This is a genomic window from Desulfovibrio diazotrophicus, from assembly GCF_902498985.2.
Taxonomy (GTDB): Bacteria; Desulfobacterota; Desulfovibrionia; order Desulfovibrionales; family Desulfovibrionaceae; genus Desulfovibrio; species Desulfovibrio legallii.
Genome location: NZ_OX346397.1, coordinates 1,484,442 through 1,505,168 on the forward strand (window position 1 = coordinate 1,484,442; position 20,727 = coordinate 1,505,168).

At 64.6% G+C, this 20,727-nt stretch carries 12 protein-coding genes; 7 read left to right on the forward strand and 5 right to left on the reverse strand.

What is annotated here, in order from left to right:
- Window positions 1-118: 118 nt before the first annotated feature.
- Window positions 119-1,384 carry an O-acetylhomoserine aminocarboxypropyltransferase/cysteine synthase family protein gene (locus tag J7I12_RS06515; protein ID WP_130957751.1) on the reverse strand — a complete coding sequence of 422 codons (1,266 nt, stop codon included), beginning with the start codon at window positions 1,382-1,384 and terminating at the stop codon, window positions 119-121.
- Between the two features lie 555 nt (window positions 1,385-1,939).
- On the opposite strand from J7I12_RS06515, the gene J7I12_RS06520 reads away from it, so the two are divergent.
- The 3 genes from J7I12_RS06520 to J7I12_RS06530 all read left to right on the forward strand — a co-directional run bounded on the left by J7I12_RS06520 (window position 1,940) and on the right by J7I12_RS06530 (window position 5,174).
- Window positions 1,940-2,887, forward strand: a complete 948-nt coding sequence (locus tag J7I12_RS06520; RefSeq protein WP_118230290.1) for a hydrogenase small subunit — start codon at window positions 1,940-1,942, stop codon at window positions 2,885-2,887.
- A gap of 10 nt (window positions 2,888-2,897) precedes the next feature.
- A complete protein-coding gene (locus tag J7I12_RS06525; RefSeq protein ID WP_118230289.1) occupies window positions 2,898-4,577 on the forward strand; it encodes a nickel-dependent hydrogenase large subunit in 1,680 nt (559 codons plus the stop codon).
- Between the two features lie 99 nt (window positions 4,578-4,676).
- Entirely contained in the window at window positions 4,677-5,174 is a 498-nt protein-coding gene (locus J7I12_RS06530; protein ID WP_118230288.1) for a HyaD/HybD family hydrogenase maturation endopeptidase, read from the forward strand.
- 376 nt (window positions 5,175-5,550) lie between these two features.
- On the opposite strand, the gene thiF is transcribed toward J7I12_RS06530, so the two are convergent.
- The gene (thiF, locus tag J7I12_RS06535) at window positions 5,551-6,156 is read right to left on the reverse strand and encodes a sulfur carrier protein ThiS adenylyltransferase ThiF (protein ID WP_118230287.1); all 606 of its coding nucleotides are present in this window, start codon (window positions 6,154-6,156) and stop codon (window positions 5,551-5,553) included.
- 9 nt (window positions 6,157-6,165) lie between these two features.
- Window positions 6,166-7,923, reverse strand: coding sequence for a methyl-accepting chemotaxis protein (locus J7I12_RS06540; RefSeq protein WP_118230286.1), 1,758 nt, complete (start codon window positions 7,921-7,923; stop codon window positions 6,166-6,168).
- Between the two features lie 456 nt (window positions 7,924-8,379).
- Here J7I12_RS06540 and J7I12_RS06545 point away from each other — a divergent pair, with 456 nt between their 5' ends.
- Together J7I12_RS06545 and J7I12_RS06550 are read left to right on the forward strand one after the other, a co-directional pair.
- On the forward strand, window positions 8,380-10,425 hold the full coding sequence (locus J7I12_RS06545) for a cache domain-containing protein (protein ID WP_302549041.1): 2,046 nt from the start codon (window positions 8,380-8,382) through the stop codon (window positions 10,423-10,425).
- 355 nt (window positions 10,426-10,780) lie between these two features.
- Complete coding sequence (locus J7I12_RS06550) at window positions 10,781-12,214, forward strand: diguanylate cyclase (RefSeq protein WP_303192725.1); 1,434 nt, start codon at window positions 10,781-10,783, stop codon at window positions 12,212-12,214.
- Window positions 12,215-12,500: 286 nt separating this feature from the next.
- Here the strand turns inward: J7I12_RS06550 and J7I12_RS06555 are convergent, their stop codons facing one another.
- A complete protein-coding gene (locus J7I12_RS06555) occupies window positions 12,501-17,009 on the reverse strand; it encodes a translocation/assembly module TamB domain-containing protein (RefSeq protein ID WP_302148801.1) in 4,509 nt (1,502 codons plus the stop codon).
- On the reverse strand, window positions 17,009-18,994 hold the full coding sequence (locus J7I12_RS06560; RefSeq protein WP_288907906.1) for an autotransporter assembly complex protein TamA: 1,986 nt from the start codon (window positions 18,992-18,994) through the stop codon (window positions 17,009-17,011). Before J7I12_RS06560 ends, J7I12_RS06555 begins: the two co-directional genes overlap by 1 nt.
- Window positions 18,995-19,263: 269 nt before the next feature.
- Here J7I12_RS06560 and J7I12_RS06565 point away from each other — a divergent pair, with 269 nt between their 5' ends.
- Together J7I12_RS06565 and thiM are read left to right on the forward strand one after the other, a co-directional pair.
- Window positions 19,264-19,611, forward strand: a complete 348-nt coding sequence (locus tag J7I12_RS06565) for a DsrE family protein (protein ID WP_288907905.1) — start codon at window positions 19,264-19,266, stop codon at window positions 19,609-19,611.
- Between the two features lie 117 nt (window positions 19,612-19,728).
- Window positions 19,729-20,562 carry a hydroxyethylthiazole kinase gene (gene thiM, locus J7I12_RS06570; protein ID WP_118229585.1) on the forward strand — a complete coding sequence of 278 codons (834 nt, stop codon included), beginning with the start codon at window positions 19,729-19,731 and terminating at the stop codon, window positions 20,560-20,562.
- The last annotated feature ends 165 nt before the right edge of the window (window positions 20,563-20,727 follow it).

The window sequence follows — 20,727 nt, forward strand, 5'->3', positions numbered from 1 at the left end:
AGTACAACCCCGGACCGGACCGGACGTCTTTTACGGCCGCGTCAATGTCCTCGACGCCGCGGGCAGACGGCGGGCGTCTGCCTACGCAAGCGCCAGGGCCTTGCAACGCTGCAAAGGCCTACACTTGCGCCAGCGCCTGGCCCAAATCCTCCAGAATGTCGTCCAGATGCTCCGTACCCACAGAGAGCCGCACCATGCCGGGGGAGATACCCGCGTCCGCAAGCTGCTGGTCCGTGAGCTGGCGGTGGGTGGAGCTGGCCGGGTGCAGCACGCAGGTGCGGATGTCGGCCACGTGCACTTCCAGGGAAACCATTTTGAGGCTGTCGATAAAACGGGCCCCGGCTTCGCGGCCGCCTTTGAGGGTAAAGGCAATGACGCCGCTGCAGCCCTTGGGGAGGTATTTATCCGCCAGGGCCTTGTGCGGATGGCCGGGCAGACGCGGATAGTTGACCGCGTCCACGGCGGGCTGACCGCACAGCCATTGGGCCACGGCCTCGGCATTGCGGCAGTGGCGTTCCATACGCAGGGGCAGGGTTTCCAGCCCCAGGTTGATGTAAAACGCGCCCTGCGGGGTCTGGCAGCAGCCCATGTCGCGCATGAGCTGGGCGCGGGCCTTGACGATATAGGCGGCCTGGCCGAAGGCCTTGGTGTAGATCAGCCCATGGTAGGAGGGGTCGGGCTCGGTAAATTCCGGAAACTTGCCGGAGGCCCAGTCAAAATTGCCGCTGTCCACAATGACGCCACCCACCTGCAGGGCGTGGCCGTCCATGTACTTGGTGGTGGAGTGCACCACGATATCCGCCCCGAATTCAAAGGGCCGACAGAGCACGGGCGTGGCAAAGGTATTGTCCACTATGAAGGGCAGCCGGTGACGGTGGGCCAGCTTGGCAAAACGCTCCAGGTCCAGCACGTCCATAGAAGGGTTGGACAGGGTTTCGCCGAACACGGCGCGGGTTTCCGGGCGGAAGGCCTTTTCCAGCTCGGCGTCCGTGGCGTTCTGGTCCACAAAGGTCACCTCAATGCCCATGCGCTTGAGGGTGACGGCAAACAGGTTGAACGTGCCGCCGTAGATGCTGGAGGCGCTGACCACATGATCGCCTGATCGGGCCACGTTAAGCACGGAAAGCATGCTGGCCGCCTGGCCGGAGGAGGTGCAGAGCGCGCCCACGCCCCCTTCCAGTGCGGCAATTTTGCGCTCCACGGCATCCACTGTGGGGTTGCCCAGCCGGGAATAAAAAAACCCCGCCTCGGCCAGATCAAAGAGCTTGGCCACCTCGGCGGTGGTGGCGTACCTGAAGGTGGTGCTCTGCGCAATGGGCAGCACGCGCGGTTCGCCGTTGCCGGGTTCGTAACCCGCGTGCAGACAAAGGGATTCGGTTTTCATTCCTTCCTCTATATCCTGTAAAAAATTCCGGATGTTTTTGGCCGATACTGCAGCCGGACAAGCCTAGCCCAAGGCCGCGCCGGAGGCAACCGCCCGTGCCTGCGGCGGCCTCCAACATACCGTGCGCGTAAGGCAGAACATCCCCGGCGCCCCCCGCGCCCCTGTCGCCGCAAAACACGCCGTGACGCCCTTGCCCGCCCTCCTTCCGCTTCAAGCCGCCCACTTGTCGTAACCAGCCGCTCGCCCCGCGCATTTCGCCCGCATTTTCCGCGTAACTGTATTGACCGCACTGCACCTGGGGTATATGGTTACGACAATGGCGGACGGCGCTGCCGTGGGGCACGGGGGCGCTGTCGTGTTGCGGCTCTGCAATGCCGCGCGCCGACCATTTCCGGGTTTATCTTGTTACAGGCAGCGCCGCCGGGGCGCCGGTTTGTGCCGGTCGGGCCACGGGCTGCCGCGACGTGGACGGCGTGAGGTTTTTTTCGCGCCGCACTAGGGCTCTGTGGCAGAGCCCGCATCGCAAGCCTTATTCACTTTTGCCAGGAGGCTATTATGCGTATTGCCGTGGGTCTGGGCAAAAAAGACGGGGACGAGCGTTTGGAACGCCAGGGCATCAGCCGCCGCGACTTCATGAAGTTCTGTACGGCTGTGGCTGTAACCATGGGGTTCGGGCCGTCCTTTGCTTCCGAAGTGGCCGCCGCCCTCACGGGCCGCCGTCCCTCGGTGGTCTACCTGCACTGCGCCGAGTGCACAGGCTGTTCCGAAGCGCTGCTGCGCACCTACAAGCCCTTTATTGACGCCGTCATTCTGGACACCATTTCTCTCGACTACCACGAAACCATCATGGCCGCCGCCGGCGACGCCGCCGAAGAAGCCCTGCAGGCCGCCGTGGCCAACCCCAACGGCTTTGTCTGCATGGTGGAAGGCGCCATCCCCACCGCGCAGGACAACAAGTTCGGCTACATCGCCGGGCACACCATGTACGATATCTGCAAGGGCATCCTGCCCAAGGCCAAGGCCGTGGTAAACATCGGCACCTGTGCCTGCTACGGCGGCGTACAGGCCGCCAAGCCCAATCCCACCGCCGCCAAGGGCGTCAACGAATGCTTTGCCGACCTGGGCGTCAAGGGCATCAACATCCCTGGCTGCCCCCCCAACCCCCTCAATATGGTAGGCGCGCTGGTGGCCTTCCTCCAGGGCCAGAAGATCGACCTGGACGAACTGGGTCGCCCCACCATGTTCTACGGCCAGAGCGTGCACGACCTTTGCGAACGCCGCAAACACTTCGACGCCGGCGAATTTGCGCCCTCCTTCAATTCCGAAGAAGCGCGCAAAGGCTGGTGCCTCTACGAAGTGGGCTGCAAAGGGCCGGAGACGTACAACAACTGTCCCAAGGTCCTCTTTAATGCGACCAACTGGCCTGTGGGCGCCGGGCATCCCTGCATCGGTTGCAGTGAGCCCAATTTCTGGGACGATATGACGCCGTTTTACCAGAACTAGGGGGTAAACCATGAGCCAAGTTAAAGCGACGCCCCAGAGCAGCTACACCGGTCCCATTGTGGTGGACCCGCTGACCCGCATTGAGGGGCATTTGCGTATTGAAGTGGAAGTGGAAGGCGGCAAGATCAAAAACGCCCGCAGCTGCGGCACCCTCTTCCGCGGGCTGGAACTCATCCTCAAGGGCCGCGACCCGCGCGACGCCCAGCACTTTACCCAGCGCACCTGCGGCGTCTGTACCTACACCCACGCCCTGGCCTCCACCCGCTGCCTTGAGGACGCCATCAACAAGCCCATACCGGCCAACGCCACCTATATCCGCAACCTGGTGCTGGCCATGCAGTTCATGCACGACCACATCGTGCACTTCTACCACCTGCACGCCCTGGACTTTGTGGATGTGGCCAACGCCCTGCAGGCCGACCCGGCCAAGGCCGCCAAGCTGGCCGAATCCGTTTCGCCCCGCAAGGTCAAGGCCGCCGACTTGGCCGCAGTGCAGGCCAAACTGAAGACTTTTGTGGAAAGCGGCCAGCTCGGCCCCTTTACCAACGCCTACTTCCTGGGCGGCCACCCCGCCTACTACCTGGAGCCTGAAGCCAACCTGGTGGCCACGGCCCACTACCTTGAAGCCCTGCGCGTGCAGGTGGATGTGGCCCGCGGCATGGCCGTGTTCGGCGCCAAAAACCCCCACACCCAGTTTACCGTGGGCGGCGGCGTGACCTGCTACGACGCCCTCAAGCCCGAACGTATCAAAGAATTCCGCGAACTGTACAAGAAGGCCCGCGCCTTTGTGGAACAGGTCTACATTCCCGACCTGCTCATGGTAGCCGGTGCGTACAAAGACTGGGCAGGCATCGGCGGCACCACCAACTTCATGGCCTTTGGCGAATTCCCCTTCGCCGGCGGCGAGCGCGACCTCAACAAGCGCTGGTACCGGCCCGGCATCATCTATGATCGCAAAATCGGTGACGTGCAGAGCTTCGACCCCTCCAAGATCGCCGAACACGTCCGCCACAGCTGGTACGAAGGCGAAACCGCCCGCACCCCCTATGAGGGCGAAACCAAGCCCGCCTTCACCAAGATGGGTGACACGGACCGCTACTCCTGGCTTAAGGCCCCGCGCTACGACGGCCATTCCATGGAAACCGGCCCTCTGGCCCAGATGCTGGTGGCCTACGGCCAGAACCACAAGGTCATCAAACCCATGGTGGACCATGTGCTCAAGACCCTGGGCGTGGGCCCCGAGGCCCTCTTCTCCACCCTGGGCCGCACCGCAGCCCGCGGCATCCAGACCCTGGCCATTGCCCAGCAGACCGGCGTATGGCTGGACGAGTACGAAAAAAACATCGCCAAAGACAAGCAGATTGTTGAAAACTACGAAGTGCCCGCCGACGCCAAGGGCGTGGGCTTTGTGGACGCGCCGCGCGGCGGCCTCTCCCACTGGATGCGCATTGAAGGCGGCAAGATCGGCAACTTCCAGCTGGTGGTGCCCTCCACCTGGAATCTTGGCCCCCGCGACGACAAAGGCGTGCTGGGCGCTGTGGAAGAAGCCCTCATCGGCACCCCTGTGGCCGACCCCAAACGCCCCGTGGAAATTCTGCGCACCGTGCACTCCTTTGACCCCTGCATGGCCTGCGCCGTGCACGTTATTGACGGAGAAACCAACGAGGTGCACAAGTTCCGCGTGCTGTAACTGACCACCGCATTCCCTCGAGCGGGGGCTCCGGCCCCCGCTCTTTTTTTACCGGCCAGGGCTTTGCGCCCCCAAAACATCCCTTTCCAAGGACAGCCCATGAACAACCAGCGCGTGCTCATCCTCGGCGTGGGCAACATTTTGATGACCGACGAAGGCTTTGGCGTGCGCGCCGTGGAATACCTGCAGCAGCACTACGCCTGGCCGGAACACGTCAGCCTGGAAGACGGCGGCACCATGGGCCTCAGGCTCATGAGCACTCTCATGGACTGTGACAAACTCGTGGTGCTGGACGTGGTGCTCGGCCCCGAAGCCCCCGGCGCCACCTACCTTCTTGAAGGCGAAGACCTGCGCAAAAGCCTCAGCTTCCGCGATTCCATGCACCAGACCGACCTGGTGGACACCCTCATTACCTGCCAAATGGCCGGGCACAAGGTGGACGCCATTGTCGTGGGGCTGCAGCCCTTTGACTACCACACCATGCAGCCGGAACTCACCCCGCAGGCCGCCGCCCTGCTGCCCCAATTCTGCCGGAAGGTCGTTACCCTGCTGCAGGAACGCGGCCTCGCCCAGGCCACACCGTTGCAGACAACATAACTTTTGTGGGGGAGGCCCTTTTTTGAAAAAAGGGGCCTCCCCCACGCCCCCGCCACCAAAAACTTTCATTCCTCCACAGCACTGCGCAGGACATACCCAGGCCAGGACAGCGCCCTGCCCTTGGGCCGACAGGACACATCTGTGCCGTTACTTAGAGCAGTTTACGAATGAAATGAGTTAATTGCTCTGCAAGGATTTTCTTGAAAATCCTTGCCACGAAATGCGAGAAGGCAGGCTTTTGCCTGCCGTAAGCGAGCATTTCAAGTGTTAACTACTCTAAAAGAGAAAAGTTTTTTTGAAGGATGGGGGGCGTGGGGGGGAAGGGAACTTTTGTACACAAAAGTTCCCTTCCCCCCACAAAAAACCTTCCCTCTGCCTATTCTCCGTCCAGGATCATCTCAAGTACGGCGTCGGCCAGGAGGGCGGCGGCTTCGGTAACGCGGGGGGCCAGAGGCGGGGCCACAAGAATATCGGTAGTAAAATCGCCCACAAGAACAAGGTTGCCCAAGCTGCGGCGGCTCATGGGCGCGCCGCCGCAGCCGCCCATGCCGGAGGCGCTGGCCACGCGGCGGTCCAAGAGCAAAGCGTTTTCCACCAGCAGGCTTTTATCGTCCGGGCCGTCCAGGGCTTCCACCCAGATGGGGCAAACGGGCAGGATTGCGGGCAGGTTTTGGGGCGTAAGGCGTTCCTGGCGGGTCTGGACGTCCAGATCGGGGTTGAGTTCGCACAGTAATTCGGCCAGAGCCTCCACCTTAGGGCGGCCCACATGGCGGGGCCAGTACTGTTGGCGATTGAGGTTGGAAGCCTCCACCAGGTCGTGATCCACCAGCAGCAGATGCCCCAGGCCACAGCGGGCCAGCATGAGGGCGGCGTTGGAGCCAAGGCCCCCGGCCCCGGCCACGCCCACCCGCGCGGCGCTGAGTCGGGCGCGCTGTTCCGGGGTGAAGTAACGTTCCAGACCGGTGTGCAGAAGATTGGGCATGGGATTTCCCTACTGGGCGCGCAGGCTGCCCATGAGGTCCATAAGGTTGCGGGTCTGGGCGGCCAGGTCGGCCACGGCCCGGGCGGCTTCGGTCATGGCCTGGGCGGTCTGGGCGGACATCTGGCTCACCTGACCCATGGTGCGGTTGATTTCCTCGCTGGCGGCGGACTGCTCTTCACTGGCCGCGGCAATGGCCCCCACCTGGTCAGCTGTGGTTTCCACCGTGCTGACGATAGCCTCCAACGCATCGCCGGACTGACGGGCAAAGTTTGTGGCCGCACCGATCTGCTCCACCGCCTTGTCAGCCGAAGCCGCACTCTGTGAAGCGCTGCCCTGGATGGCCTGAATAGCCGCGCCCACGTCATGGGTGGAGGCCATGGTCTTTTCAGCCAGCTTGCGCACTTCGTCGGCCACCACGGCAAAGCCGCGACCCGCCTCGCCGGCACGGGCGGCCTCGATGGCGGCGTTGAGGGCCAGCAGATTAGTCTGATCCGCAATATCTGAAATAACGCCCATAATGCGGCTGATGGCCTGGGTATGCTCCTCCAGTCGGGCCATATCTGCCTTGAGGTCCAAAGAAACGTGCTGCACGGCGTCGATGCTCTGCAGCGAACGGCGCACCACCGCAGCGCCGCTTTCGGCTTTTTCACGGGTTTCGGCAGAGGCTGCGGAGGCTGCGGCCGCGTTTCTGGCCACCTCCTGGACAGTGGCGTTCATCTGGGTCATGGCCGTGGCGGCCTCGGAAAGGCGCTGCGAGGTTTCCTGCGCGCCCCGGTCGGACTGCTCGATCTGCGCGGCCAGCACGGAAGAGGCCGAAGAAACCACCTGGGCCACTTCTTCCAGGCGCAGGGCAGCTTCGCGCATGGCCTGGGTCCGTTCCGCGGCCTGCTCCCCGGCTTCTTCGGCCTGCTGCAGAGCTGCCGTGGCCTTTTGGGATTGGGCTCGCGCGTTTTCCGATTCGCGGCGGGCCTGTTCCATATGTTTTTTCAGGGCCGCCACCATGGCCGTCATGTGGGCGTACACCCCGGTCTTGGGTCCGTCGTCGTTATAGCTGTAGTCTCCTTCGGCCACCCGCCGGGCAATGACGGCCAGCTCGCCGGGATCCTTACCCAACTGCAGCCCCACGGAACGCGTGATGCGCCAGGCAATGCCCAGGCTGATGAGCACGGCGGCCAGGGCCAGGGCCACCGTCATGCGGCGGGCGCGTTGGCCGATTTCCGCCGCCTGCCGCGCCACTTCGCGGCTGCCCGTGACGTTGAGCTCCACGGCCTGGGCGTAGGTTTTGCCCAGTTCGTCGAATACGGGCCGGTACTTGCTGTTGAACAGGGCGTTAGCCGGGCCGCGACGGCCGTCCAGCATATTTTTGACCAGTTTGGCGCGGATGGCGTCCTCTTCTTTGGACAAATCGGCAATGCGGGCCATGAGCGCCTTGTCGCGGCTGTCCGAAGCCGCCGGCTGCACGTCAATAAGGGTGGCATAGAGGGCATAGTTCTTCTGGATGTCCGCCAGGGAAGCGGCCAGACTTTTTTCGTACTTGCGGATTTCATCCACATAGGTCTGCGAGAGGATAGAGGCCAGGTCGGCCCGCACGGCATTGAGGTCCACGTTCATAGACTGGATAGCAATGACCGAGGGCAGCCAGACGGCGTCCATTTCGTCGATGCGCTCGTTCATGGCGGCAATATTGCGCAACGCCGCCGCAGAAAGCACCAGCAGCACGGTGATGACGCAGCAAAACGATAAGGCCAGCTTGGTGCTCAATTTCATGGGCGTTCTCCAGCGCATATTTCAGGACGGCCGTCGGCAAAATCCGGGCCGCACCCGGCAGCGTAAAAAAAACGTTTGCGTGGATATTTTTTGCACTTTTCCTTTTCGGCTGCAATCACAATGCCATTACCCCCAGGGTGACGCCACACAGGCCACAGCAGACGACATTTAGTAAAAATCTGCGCAAATCGCGTTGTTGCCCCTTATGCTTTGGCTCCCCCGGTCGATGAGAGGCTTCTATATCCGTACGCTGCACGGCCGCAGCCCACTGCGAAAACAATACAATTTTGTTTTTTCAGTACAAAATAATTGCAGCCCCACGCGCGGGCATGACGCGGCGAAGGCCGCTGCCGCGCCGACGGCGTATTGGCATGGCCTTTGCTGACAAACGGACGCAACGCTGAAAATGACAATCCCTCATGCGGCTCTACGGCCGCGCAAAAAAGTGAGTTCCCCATGTCGGACGCCGGAACGCGCACGCAGACCTCGCTGAAGACCCTCCTTCCCCTTATGCCGGAAATCCGGCGCTGCCAGGATGTTTTTGCCCAGCTGGAACGCAAGTGGACCTGGATTGCCCTGACAGGCAAGATCAACTGCAACGCCATTGCGGCCACCCTGTTCGACTTCATCTTCAAGACCAGAGACACCTTTGCCGCCCTGCGGCAAAACCTCTCCGCCATGCTGGCCGAAAAATCTTTGGACAGGGCTATCCGGGAAATGGCCCCCGTGGCCCAGGTGGCCATTGACATCATCAAGCGTAATCTCTACGAACGCACGGCGGACGTGAGTTTTTTGGCCACCGACGCGGATATTGTCCATTTTCTCTGTCATCCCCGGCCGGACGCGGCAGCCATGCGCGAGCGGCTGGCCGCCTATCGCGCCAACTACACGGTGTACCAGGATATTCTCATTCTGGACCCCAACGGTAATGTGCGCGTGCAGCTGGACACGCGCCGGCCCGTACGCCGTTCGTGCGACCCGCTTATCGCCCAGGCCCTGGCCTCGCATGAATATGTGGAAGCCTTCGGCCAGACGGATCTGGTTCTGGACGGCCGTGCGGCATTGGTCTACGCCCACGCCATCCGTGCGGAAGGCGAAAGCGCTCCTTTGGGCGTGCTTTGCCTGGTCTTTGATATGGACGGCGAGGTGGCGGATCTTTTCGCCGGGCTGTCCCGCTTTGCCGACGACATGGTCATTCTGCTGCTGGACGACCAGGGCACAGCCTTTGCCGGCAGCGACAAGGCCCTGGCCCCCTTGGGCCGCCGCTACCGCCCTTCGCCCCAGGACGGCTATGCCGTGACCCGCTTCGGCAACGAAACGGGGCTGGCGGTAACCCGAAGTTCAGCGGGCTATCAGGGTTATACGGGCCAGCACTGGCAGGCGCATGTGCTGCGCGGGGCCTACAGCGCCTTTGCCCGCCGCCGTGCGGAAACCGGCCTGGATACGGCCCTGGTGCGGCGCGAAGCCGAATTTTCCAGCCAGCTCATCAGCATTGAAGAACAGGCCGGGGATGTGCTGGGCGACCTGACTCTGGCCGCCCAGAATGGGCAGATCATGGCCGCCCGCCAAAGCTCCAACGCCAAGGAAGAAGAACGCGGCGCGGCCCAGGCCCTGCCGCCCATTCTGGACGCCGTACGCCAGATGGGCGGCCAGATGGAACGCGAATTCCACTATTTTACCGACGGGCTGCTCAATACGGTTACGGCCTCGCGCCTGCGCGACGCGGCCTTTCTGGCCTCCATCACCGTGGAAATCATGGACCGCAACCTTTACGAGCGCGCCAACGACTGCCGCTGGTGGGCCCTGACCCGCGACTTCCGCGCCGCTCTGGCCAAGCCCGCCCTGGACCCGCAGGATCTGCGGCAACTGGAAGGCATCCTCGCCTACATCAACAGCTACTACACAGTCTATGCCAACCTGTTCCTCTACAACGCCCAAGGGAACATCTTGGCCTGTTCGCAGGAGGCGGAACGCTTCCGCTACGGCAGCCAGGTGGCCGAAGACTACGCACGCCGAACCCTGAGCCTGGACCACCCGGAAGACTACGCCGTTTCCGCCTTTCGGCCCACCGATCTCTACCATCCTGCAGGCGAGCCGCAGCCGACCTACATCTACAGCGCGCCGGTCTTTCCTCTGCAGGGGGGCAGGCCCGTGGGCGGCATAGGCATTGTGTTCGACGCCCTGCCCCAGTTTGGCGGCATGCTGCAGGAAACCCTGCCCAAAGACGCGCAAGGCGTGGTGCGCAAGGGCGCTGCGGGCCTGTTTGTGGATGCCGGGGGCACCGTCATCGCCTCTTCTCTGCCGGACCTGCCTCCGGGCGCGACCTATCGCCTCCACAAGGAATGGCTGACCCTGGACGAAGGCGAAAGCCGTTCCTATCTCGAATCGCAGGCGGGCGTGCTCTACGCCATGGGCTGCGCGCGTTCGCGCGGCTACCGCGAATACAAACGCGACAATCGCTACCGCAACGACATGTACTGCGTTATGCGGCTGCCCATCTGACCGCAGCGCTCTAAGGCAGCCGGCACATCCAGGGCATTGCAGCGCTGCAATGCCCTGGCGGTTGCGGAAGCAGACGCCCGCCATAGAGGCACAAGCACAGCTGCAGCTGTTGTGACGCGGGCGCTGCGGATGAGGACAGCAGCGCAATGTCTTTGCGCGGGTAAGCGCCGGAATGAGCGTGCCGTAAACTTTGAGAAGACATATTCTCAAAGGTAATCTGCTCCATGACTCGCCTTGACGCGCATCCGCCCGTTCCGCTCCTCCGTGCGGCGCTTCGGTCTTGACGGGTCGAATACTTCCTAGATATCATTCTCAGTTCAAACGTTTTACACACCCGGCTTGCAGGAACCGCGCCATGAACCAGACTTTGTCCACAGAGCTTTTGCCGGAATGGCAGAGGATCGTCGACCTCATTGCCCATATCGCCAAGGTGCCCGTGGGCCTCATCATGGGTCTGCGGGACAACACCCTCACCGTGCTGGTTTCCAGCCGCACCAAGGGTAATCCCTACCGGGCGGGCGAAACGACCAGCCTGCCCGACTCCGGGCTCTACTGCGAGCACGTCATCCGGTCGCAGCAGGCTTTGCAGGTTCCGGACGCGCTGCAATCCCCCCAATGGGACCATAATCCCGACCTGGCTCGCCACATGGTGGCCTACCTGGGCTTTCCCGTGCGCTACCCGGACGGCACGCCCTTTGGCACCATTTGCCTGCTGGACAGCAAAGAACACCACTTTTCGCAAGAAGTCACTGAACTTATTGAACGAATGCGCGCCCTCATTGAGGGCAATCTCAAAATGCAGAACCTGCTCAATCAGAACGCCAAAAGGGTGTCTGAAATCCACGAAAAAAACCAGAGGCTGGAAAAGCTCCTCCAGGCCCTGGACGAAAGCGAAAAAAAATTCCGCTTTATTACCGAAAATACCGTGGACTTCATCTGGATGTACAATGTCAGCAAGAGACGATTTCTCTATGCAAGCCCTGGCCTCAAGCAGCTCACCGGGCAGGAGGCCGAAACTCTGCTCACCATGCCTCTTCATAATATTGTACTGCCGCAGTATCTGGACAACATTAAACGCAATATGCAGAATGCCGTGCGCAAGTTGCGGGAAAACCCCACTACAGAACCCGTTTCACAGAGTGAAATTCAGCAGTATCGCGTGGACGGCAGCGCCGTGTGGGTAGAATACAAAGTCAAATATCTGATCAATCAGGAAGGAGACGTGGAAGCGGTGGGCGTCAGCCGCAATATTGAAGAACGCAAACGCAGGGAACAGGAAATCAGATTCCTCAGCACCCACGACTATCTGACCAAGACGCACAACAGGCTGTACCTGTATGCCGAGGCTCGCAAAGAAATAGCCTTGGCGGAACGGAGCGGCCGCCCCCTGGCCATGCTCTTTTTTGACCTGGACGGCTTCAAGGCCGTCAATGACCAGCACGGCCACGCCGTAGGCGACGCGGTGCTGCAGCGGACCACCCATGTGGTGATGCAAAACCTGCGCAAATCCGACGTGCTGGCCCGCTACGGCGGTGAAGAGTTTGTCGTCCTCATGCCGGACATGCCCCTGGAGGCGGCCCACAACGCGGCCGAACGCATCCGCCTGGCCGTGGAAGCCGAACCCATGCCCAAGGGCCTGACCATGACCGTCAGCATCGGCGTGGCCGTACGCGCCCCCAACGAAAGTCTGGAACAGTGGGTAGACCGGGCGGACAGGGCTATGTATGAGGCCAAGGACCAGGGCCGCAACTGCTGTATAGTCAGCTCTTCGGTCCCACCCGGCCCCTAGAGCATTTAACACTTGAAATGCTCGCTTACGGCAGGCAAAAGCCTGCCTTCTCGCATTTCGTGGCAAGGATTTTCAAGAAAATCCTTGCAGAGCCGTTAGCTCATTTCATTCGCTAACGGCTCTAGAGCAGCGCACCCTTGGGAATTGTCTTCTCAAAGTTTACGACACGCTCGTTAGCGCTTAACGACACAAAGACATTGCGCTTAACCTGCGTGACGGGCACCTGCTTACACAACCGCCAAGGCCTTTCAAAGTTGAAAAGCCCCGAACCGCGCGGGCAACGCGCTCAGTAATTGTACTTCCAGCGAAAGCCGCCCCAGGTGCCGCCCTCTTCCGTGCGCAGCTCCAGGTTGGCGCGCGAGGTCAGCTCCCATTGGATGATGAAGGCGGTACTGCCCTGCTTCATGCCCTGCTGTACGCCCACATAAAGCTCTTCTGTAAGGTATTTGCCCATTTCCACAGAAGCGCCGGCGGTCATATCCTCACTGTTCTCGCCGGACCCGCCGGACGTGCTCCGCCCGCTGTCCGTATTAAGGCGCAGCACATCCACGCCCAGCGTCTTGCGACCCAAATCTGAAAAGCTGCCCCCGCCGCCGCTGCCAAAACCGGCCAACTGGGCCACGGCTGCGGCCAGGCGCAGGTTTTCCAGCCGCCCCAGTTCACTGGTGCTCTTGCCAAACAAAATCTGGGCCAGGATCTCGTCCCTGGGCATTTCCGGCTCGCTACGCAGCGCCAGCTGCAGTTTGCGCGCGGTGCCAGTGAGGGCAATGTAGGCCGTAAGCTCCGGCGTTTCATTGCTCAGCAGCAGATCCAGCATGGGGTTGCCGGGCGAACCGCCGGCAAAGCCCACCCGGCCGCGCGACAACTTGAAATTTTTGCCCATGAAGTCCAGGCTGCCTCTGGCCGCCTCCACCTGACCGTCAATGATGGGCGCGGCGGGCGTACCGCCCACATGCATGTCAGCCCGCCAGACGCTCTTCAGCCCGTACCCTTCCACGGAAAACCGGCCGGGCATGACCAGGCGCAGGTCCAGCAAACCGGCGGGCTCTGTGGCTTTGGCCGGTGGCGCGCCCTTGGTTGAAGGCGGAGATGCGGCGGATTTGGCCGCCGCCGGGGCCGGAGCCTCGCTGAGGGGCAGGGTGGTCACCGTGCCCGTTACCGCCAGCTTGTTCAGCCAGACTTCGCCCTGATTCACGCGCACTTCACCGCGCACTTCCGGGGCCGCAGCCGTGCCCGTTACCGCGACTCGGCCAGAAAGGTCCACGCGCACGTCGCGCCGCCGCAAAGGCCGCAGCCGGTCCAGAACCGTCACAATATCCAGGCCCGCACCGTCCAGGCCGGCCTGGCCCGTGACCCGCAGGCTGCCGCCAAGGCCGTCGGCCGCGGCCAGACGCAGACGGGCCTTGCCCGGCTTCATGCCTTGCTGTTCCAGATCCACCCGCAGGTTGATGTCCTGCAGTTGCGCGCCCAGCTGCACATTTTCGTAGCGGCCGCCGTCCATCTGCACAAAACCCTTGACCGCCGGGGCTGCCGGACTGCCGCCCAAATCCAGAGAAAGATCCAGCTGTCCGCCCAGGCGCTGGTCCGCCACGGGCGCCAGGCTCCAAAGCGGCCCCACCGCCCCCTTCCAACGCACCACCCCTCTCAGGGGGCCGTGCATATCCGGCGTAGGCAGACCGTCCGGCCCAAACCGCAGAGGCAAACGCGCCTCCAACCGACAAACGCTGCCGCCCAGAGCCCGCACGCTTTCCGGGTCCAACAGCAGACGCAGGGCCAGGGCATCCCCACCGCCGCGCTCTATCTTGCCTGTAAGGGTCAAATGCAGGGGCTTGAGCGGGCTGTTGGGCAGCCGCAGATCCCGCACCTCCAGGCGCAGGTCGCCGCCAGGGGCAGCGGCCTTGCCGCTGAACTGGACCTGCGCCGCCACCACGCCTTCGGGCACGGCCTCCGCCAGGGTTCGCCAGGGGGTCAAATCCAGATTTTCCAGAGAGAGCCGCGCCGTCATCCCCGTTGCGTCCTTGCTGCCCTGCGCCCGCAGCCGCCCCGAAGGGCTGAGCCGCAAGTCCAGGCCCTCCAGGCCGAAGCCGTCCTCGCCATAGCGCAGCTGCAAACCGGGAGCCGCCGTGAAGCCCAGCTTTTTCTTCTCCAGGCGGGCCTCCAGGCGGTCCACCACAACGCTGCCGGGCTGCCAGCGCAAGGCCGTATGCGCGACCACAAAGCCGCTGGTCCGCAGTTCGGCGTTGAGGGGGCCGTGCAGTGAACCCTGGGCGCGCAGATGCGCCCCCAGCTGCAAGGCGGCCTGCCGCAACTCCGTCAGGTCCAGGCTGGCCTCGGCCAGGGCCTTGCCCCAGAGGTCCGCCAGCCGCACCGTGCCCGCAAGCCCACGCACCTGCAAAGGCTCCGCCCCCGCCGCCGTGTAGACAAGACGCGGCACGCGCCAGCCCAACGTCACCTCCTGCACTGCGGGCACGGGGGCGACGGGCGCGGTGGACGTCGACGGCAAGGAGGACGTCTGCAGCCCTGAAGGCTGCGGGGCGGGAGACGGTGGAACGGCCTGCGCCACCGCTGTGGCCGCAGACGGCTGCGCCGCCGGGGGGCGGAACGCATCCGTGGAAGAACCGGAGGAAGTAGCGGCCTGGGAACGCAGCTGCAGGGAAAGGGCCGCCTCGCCGGAAAGGCGTGCGCCGGGCAGCAGAGCGGCAAGGGCCTGCCAGTCGGCCACGCGCACGCTCAGCTCCCCGTCCAGCGCGGGGTAGGGGTTGCCCTGCGGCAGTACGGCGCACACAGCGCCTGTAGCCGCCACACCCGCCGTCAGGCTGGAAAGTTCACGCAGCCCCGCACGCAGGTCCGTGCCCGCGCGCGCAGCAAAAAGCACGGCATGGGTTTTGAGTGCCCGCCCGTCCAGCGCGCCAACAAGGTCCAGAGTCACGGTCAGCTCCGGAGCGGCGGCCGACGAAGAAGCCCCGGTCGCGACGGGCGCAACAACGGGCGCGGCATCGGGCTCATCCGGTCCGTTGCCCCGCTCCCCGGCCGCGGAGACAGGTTGCAAAACTGCGGCCGCCGTACTACCGGAGGCACTGACCTGCGCACTTTCGGCGGGAGCCGCGACGTCGGTCGGCGTCGGCAGCAGCGCTGTCCAGCGCAGGGGCTCGGCCGCAAGCCGCAGGGTTGTGCCTGTCAGGCTGTGGCCCCCGGCGCGCACACTTGCACAGTCCAGCGTGAGCAGGGTGCGGGGCGCTGCCAGCGGCCCCTGGGCGGTCAGGTCCAGGCGCAGGGGCGCGCCCAGCATATCCAGGGGTGAGGCGACGCCCTGCGCGGCGGCAACGGCGGACGCCTCGCCCGAAGCTGGAGCGGATACTGCCTGCGTGGTTGTGGTCGCCGGAGTTGCCGCGGCAGGCGGGGTCAGGCCCACGCCCAAGGCCAGATCCAGAGGGCCGCTCAGCCAGGAACCTGTGGTCGGGCTGGTCCAGACGGCGTGGCCGTCCACCTGCAGCGGCCCCGCAGTCAGGCGCAACGCTGTAAGCCCGGCGGAAAGCCCTGTGGCCGGACCCGCGTCCTCAGGTGCGGTGAGCCCGCCCTCCAGGCCCAAGGTCAGGGCCGCGCCTTGGGCCAGTACAGCGGCGGGCAGGCCGGCGGCCTGCGACGCGGTTCCGGCGGGTGCCGGGGTCAGGGCGGCCGTAAGGGAGGCCGTGGCCTTGAGGGACGCGCGCGCCCCCTGCCGGACCGGGGTCAAAGCCGCTTCCGCCTGCAGTGACGCGGCGGCGCAGACGGCGCCGCTCAAAAAGAAGGCCGCGCCCGTGGTTGGGGCCAGCGTGGCCATGGCGCGCAGGTGCGCGCCTGCCGTCCCCGCCTGCGCCTGCAGTGTCAGATCCACGCGTAAAGTCTGCGGCGCGGCCGGGGCCGGATTTGCAAGGGCCGCCCCGTCGCCGACGGGTGTGGCCTGTGCTGCTGCGTTGTTTTCGGACGTCAGTTTTTCGGGCGCAACCTTCGCCGACGGGCTCTTTGCAGCCGCCCCTTGCTCCGATGAACTGTTCTCCGGCCCGGACAGCGCCGATGCAGACGGCCCGGGCGCGGGCGGCAGGCTTGCGCCCAGCAGGTCAGCGGGCAGACGCGCGTTTTCCAGGGCCACTTCCTCCAGGCGCACCTGGGGCAGCCAGCCGGGCAATTGCGCCGCTGCCCGCACCGCTTGCCCCAACAACTGCCGCAAGCCCGCTTCAGTGAGCGGAGGCGCAGGCTCCGGCGGCGGGCCGGGCGGCAGCTGTGGCCGCCGCAGCAATGTCGCATTCTGCACGCGCAGTTCCGCAATGCGCAAAGCCCCCGGCAGGGCCTGCCAGTCCCAGACAAAGCGCACGCTGGGCACCCGCAGCCAGAGGCCCTGGCCGTCGTACAGCTCCAGCCCCAGCTGTGCGCCGAAGGGCAGCGGGCCCGCAAGACTGGTGATGCGCACGCGCAGACCTTCCGGCGCGGCGGGCGCTTCCGCAGGCGCGCCGGGCGGCGGAACAGAACCGGCGTCCAGGGTGACAGGCCGGTCCAGGGCGGCATTGATCCGTTCCACCAGCCAGCCCTGCACCGCAGGGCTGCGCAGGGCCAGCACCGCGCCGACCGCAACCAGGGCGAGCAGCAGCACCAGGCCCGCCAGCACACGCCACAGGACGCGCCAGATCCGCCACCAGGCGCGGGGCCGGACAGGGGGCCGGGCCGGGCCGGAAGCCGGTGGGCCGACGGGAGCCGACGGCTGCGGGGGACGGACGTCGGGGCTGGCGTCCGGAAAGCGGGGAGGAGTGGGAGCCGCCATCAGAAAGACTGTCCTATACTTATGTAGACCTGTACGGGCGGGTCGCCGTCAACAGGCTGCAGGGGCACGCCCACGTCCAGGCGCAGGGGGCCTATGGGCGTGTAGTAGCGCAGGCCCAGACCCGTGCCCCAGTTCATGTCGCCCAAAATGCGCGGCAGTTCGTCCCTGTAGACCATGCCGCCGTCCAGAAAGGGCACCAGGCCGACGTTTTCCGCCACTTTAAAGCGGGCCTCCAGGTTGACCACCTGGTAGGAGCGGCCGCCCAGGGGGTCGCCCCCGCTGTCGCGCGGGCCCAGCGACTGGTAGGCGTAGCCCCGCACAGACCCCGCTCCGCCCGAATAGTAGCGCAGGCTGGCGGGGATGGTGCGCAGATCCGCGCCCGCAAGGCCCCCGGCCTCCACCCGGCCCGCCAGAACCAGAACATCGTCCGGTCGCCCCTTAGCCGTGCGAAAAGGCGCATAATAAGCGCTGCCGCCCACGCTGCCGCCCAGGGCGTTGAAAGATTCCTCATAAAAGCCTGTGTACGGCCGGAACTTGACAAAAAGTTCCGAACCGCGCGTAGGATTGAGGATATTGTTGCGCGAATCGCGCCGCAGGCCTGCGCGCGGGCCAAAAAAACCGTAGCCCTGGGCGTCGCGCTCATTATCCTTGATGGAACCGCTCTCGCCGCCCAGCCCCAGACTGCCCCACCAGTGCCGGGAAAGACGGCGCTCCACATCCGCCCCGGCGTTGCCGGCGATCTTTTCGTAAGCCTGGGTGTTTTCGCGCAGGGCCGAGGCCGAACCCAGCAGGCGCTGCTCCCGGCCAAAAAAAGCAGGCTTCTCGAAAGCCGCTTTAAGGCCTTGGGTTTCGGTGGCTATGGGCGCGGTAAGAGTGAGCTTTTCGCCGTTGCCGAAGAGATTGCGGTGCTGCCAGAAGCCTTCCACGCCCAGGCCCGTATCTGTATCATAGCGGGCACTGCCGCCCACGGAGCGGAAGGGGGCCTCGGCCACCTCCACTTCCACGGGCAGCACGGCCAGACCGTCGGCTCCGGACCGCGCCCCGCCATCCGCACCGGCGGCAAGGGCCGCTGTCTGCGGTCGGGCCTCCACTGTGCGAAAAATGCCCAGGGCGCGCAGTTGGTTGGCGTAGTCTTCCACCTTATCCGCGTTCCAGGGGTCTTCCCCCGGCTGCCAGGGGGCCAGACGCTGCACATAGGCCGCGCTGACGTCCTCATTGCCGCGCACCGTCACCCCGCCCATGAGTGCAGGGGGCCCGGTGCGGATCACAATGCGCGCCAGCAGCTGCCGTTTTTCCCTGTCCAGGCTGTAATGAGCGTCCGCCACTGCGGCCAGGGGGTAGCCCCGCTTTTGCAGCCTCTGGGGCAGGGCCTCCACCGCCGCCAGCATGTCTGAAGCCGTCACCGGCTCCCCCACCAGGACGCCGGGCAGGGTGCGGGGAAATTTGGGCGGCGGCACGGGCTCCGTCTCCCACCCCCAGAAGCCCGTTTCACGCACGCGGTTACGAAAAGCCTCGGGCAGCACGGGTTCCGGCTCATAGATCACGTCCGCCGCGCCCAGCGTGTAGCGCGGCCCGGGCTGCAGGGACAGGGTCACCGTCACGGGCCTGGCTTCCTGGTCCAGACTGAAGGCGGCCGTGCCCTCGTAATAGCATTGGGACTGCAGGAGCTGCCCCGCCGTGTCCACATCCAGACGGGCGCGCCGCTCCAGGGCCAACAGACTGTCCGGCGGCTCTTTGACGAGTTGCTCCAGCTGGCTCAGGCCGCGCATTTTGTCGGCCAGCCCCCCAGCTTCCTTGTCAACGGGCTCCCGCACCACAATCCTGACCTTATAGGGGATGGGCTCGCCCTCCCAGGCGGCTTCGTCCTTGGCCGCGTCCCCACCGGACTGCCCCGCTCCGGCAGCCGCGGGATCGGACGGCGCGGCGTCCTTGGTGGCAAGCAGGCCGCAGCCGCCCAGCACCGGCCAGAGCAAAAGCCACAGCAAAGCCCAGGTCCGCCGCGCCCGCGCCGACAAACCACCACAGCAGCGGCGGCGCGGCAGGAGGGCACAGAACCTATGATCGCTGCGGCACAAACTCATGCGATTACTATACGCAGCTCTTTGCCTGTAAGCAAGAAACATTCGCAACTCTACTGCAGCCAGGCCACTTGGCAAGGCCGCGCCGCTCTGGTACCACGACAAGAGGGGTGCGGAACCCCTTTTCGGGAAGGCTGTTCACCGTTCCGAACCCCCAAGCCCAGGGAGTATCCACAATGAACTATGACCTCTGTCTGCATATGGACGCCGACGACCCCGCCGCCCTGCGCCTGACGCTCAAAAACGCCTTCAATTATCTGAAGGCCCTGCCGGACCAGATTTTCCAGCTGGTGCTGGTGGCCAACGGTCCCGGGGTGCGCCAGTTTGTGCTGCACAACGCCGACGGCGCGGCTCTGGCCGCCCCCCTGCAGGCCAAGGGCCTGCACATCCGACTCTGCGCCAACGCCCTGGCCGACAACAACCTTACCCCGGACGACCTCTGGCCTGGCTGCCAGGTGGTGCCTGCCGGCCTGGTGGAAATTGTGCGCCTGCAGCGCAAAGGCTTTGCCTACATCAAGCCCTGATCTGCGCGCGACTGCCGCGCCGCCTTGGCAAACCAGCGGCGCGGCGCTATCTTGATCGCCACAGTCGCCGGAAGAGCATGCCAGCACCCTGCGTCGATGGCCCGGGAGGAGAACAGCATGAACGGTTTTGCGCAGATTCTGGACGCCGCGCGCCGCACGACGCCCGTGGTGCACAGCATCACCAACTATGTGACGGTCAACGACTGCGCCAATATGATCCTGGCCTTGGGCGGTTCGCCCATCATGGCCGACGATCCCGACGAAGTGGAGCAGATCGTGGCCATAAGCGCGGCCCTTGTCATCAATATCGGCACCCTCAACCGGCACACCGTGCCGGCCATGCTGGCCGCCGGCAAGCGGGCCAACGCCCTGGGCAAACCCGTGGTGCTGGACCCCGTAGGCGCCGGCGCTTCGGATTTGCGCAACAACGCCCTGGCCCGCCTGCTGGGCGAGGTCCGTTTTGCGGCCATCAAGGGCAACAGCGCGGAAATTCGCTTTCTGGCCGGCAGTGCCGTGGCCGCCAGGGGCGTGGACGCCGGGGACGATACCCTGGTTACAGAAGCCAACCTGACGGCCAGCGCCCGCATGGCCGCCGGCCTGAGCGCCCGCACGGGCGCTGTGGTGGTGGCAAGCGGCCCCATCGACCTGGTGGCCTGCCCCACTGCGGTCTGGGCCGTACGCAACGGCAACGCGCGCCTGACGGGCATCACCGGCGCGGGATGCATGGCCGCCGCCGTCACGGGCTGTTGTCTGGGCGCCGCCCCGGACAAAGCCCCGGAGGCCTGCCTCTGCGCCATGACAATTATGGGCGTAGCCGGCGAAATAGCTGCGGCGCAATCTGCCCCCGATAAAGGCGGACCGGGCAGCTTCCGCATGTTTCTTCTAGACGCCGTGAGCAGCCTGAGCAGCCCCGCGCTGGCAGCGCGCGCCAGAGTGGAAGCCGTACTGTAAAGCGTCGGCCAAAGCAGTGAGAGTTACGACATTGGGTCGCCGCAGCTGGGACAAGGCGCATCCGGCCAACTATAACCGAAGTGGTTCCCGCCGTGACGGCGGCCTTGGTGCGCCCATCTTTACGCAAGGCACAAAACAGCCTATAGGGAGAGGGACATCCGTCAT

Excerpts from the sequence above, each read along its gene's own strand:
- thiM (WP_118229585.1), top strand. The coding sequence starts at position 19,729 with ATGAACGGTTTTGCGCAGATTCTGGACGCCGCGCGCCGCACGACGCCC.
- J7I12_RS06550 (WP_303192725.1), top strand. The coding sequence starts at position 10,781 with ATGAACCAGACTTTGTCCACAGAGCTTTTGCCGGAATGGCAGAGGATC.
- J7I12_RS06555 (WP_302148801.1), bottom strand. The coding sequence starts at position 17,009 with ATGGCGGCTCCCACTCCTCCCCGCTTTCCGGACGCCAGCCCCGACGTC.
- J7I12_RS06515 (WP_130957751.1), bottom strand. The coding sequence starts at position 1,384 with ATGAAAACCGAATCCCTTTGTCTGCACGCGGGTTACGAACCCGGCAAC.
- J7I12_RS06545 (WP_302549041.1), top strand. The coding sequence starts at position 8,380 with ATGTCGGACGCCGGAACGCGCACGCAGACCTCGCTGAAGACCCTCCTT.
- J7I12_RS06520 (WP_118230290.1), top strand. The coding sequence starts at position 1,940 with ATGCGTATTGCCGTGGGTCTGGGCAAAAAAGACGGGGACGAGCGTTTG.
- J7I12_RS06530 (WP_118230288.1), top strand. The coding sequence starts at position 4,677 with ATGAACAACCAGCGCGTGCTCATCCTCGGCGTGGGCAACATTTTGATG.
- J7I12_RS06540 (WP_118230286.1), bottom strand. The coding sequence starts at position 7,923 with ATGAAATTGAGCACCAAGCTGGCCTTATCGTTTTGCTGCGTCATCACC.
- thiF (WP_118230287.1), bottom strand. The coding sequence starts at position 6,156 with ATGCCCAATCTTCTGCACACCGGTCTGGAACGTTACTTCACCCCGGAA.
- J7I12_RS06525 (WP_118230289.1), top strand. The coding sequence starts at position 2,898 with ATGAGCCAAGTTAAAGCGACGCCCCAGAGCAGCTACACCGGTCCCATT.
- J7I12_RS06565 (WP_288907905.1), top strand. The coding sequence starts at position 19,264 with ATGAACTATGACCTCTGTCTGCATATGGACGCCGACGACCCCGCCGCC.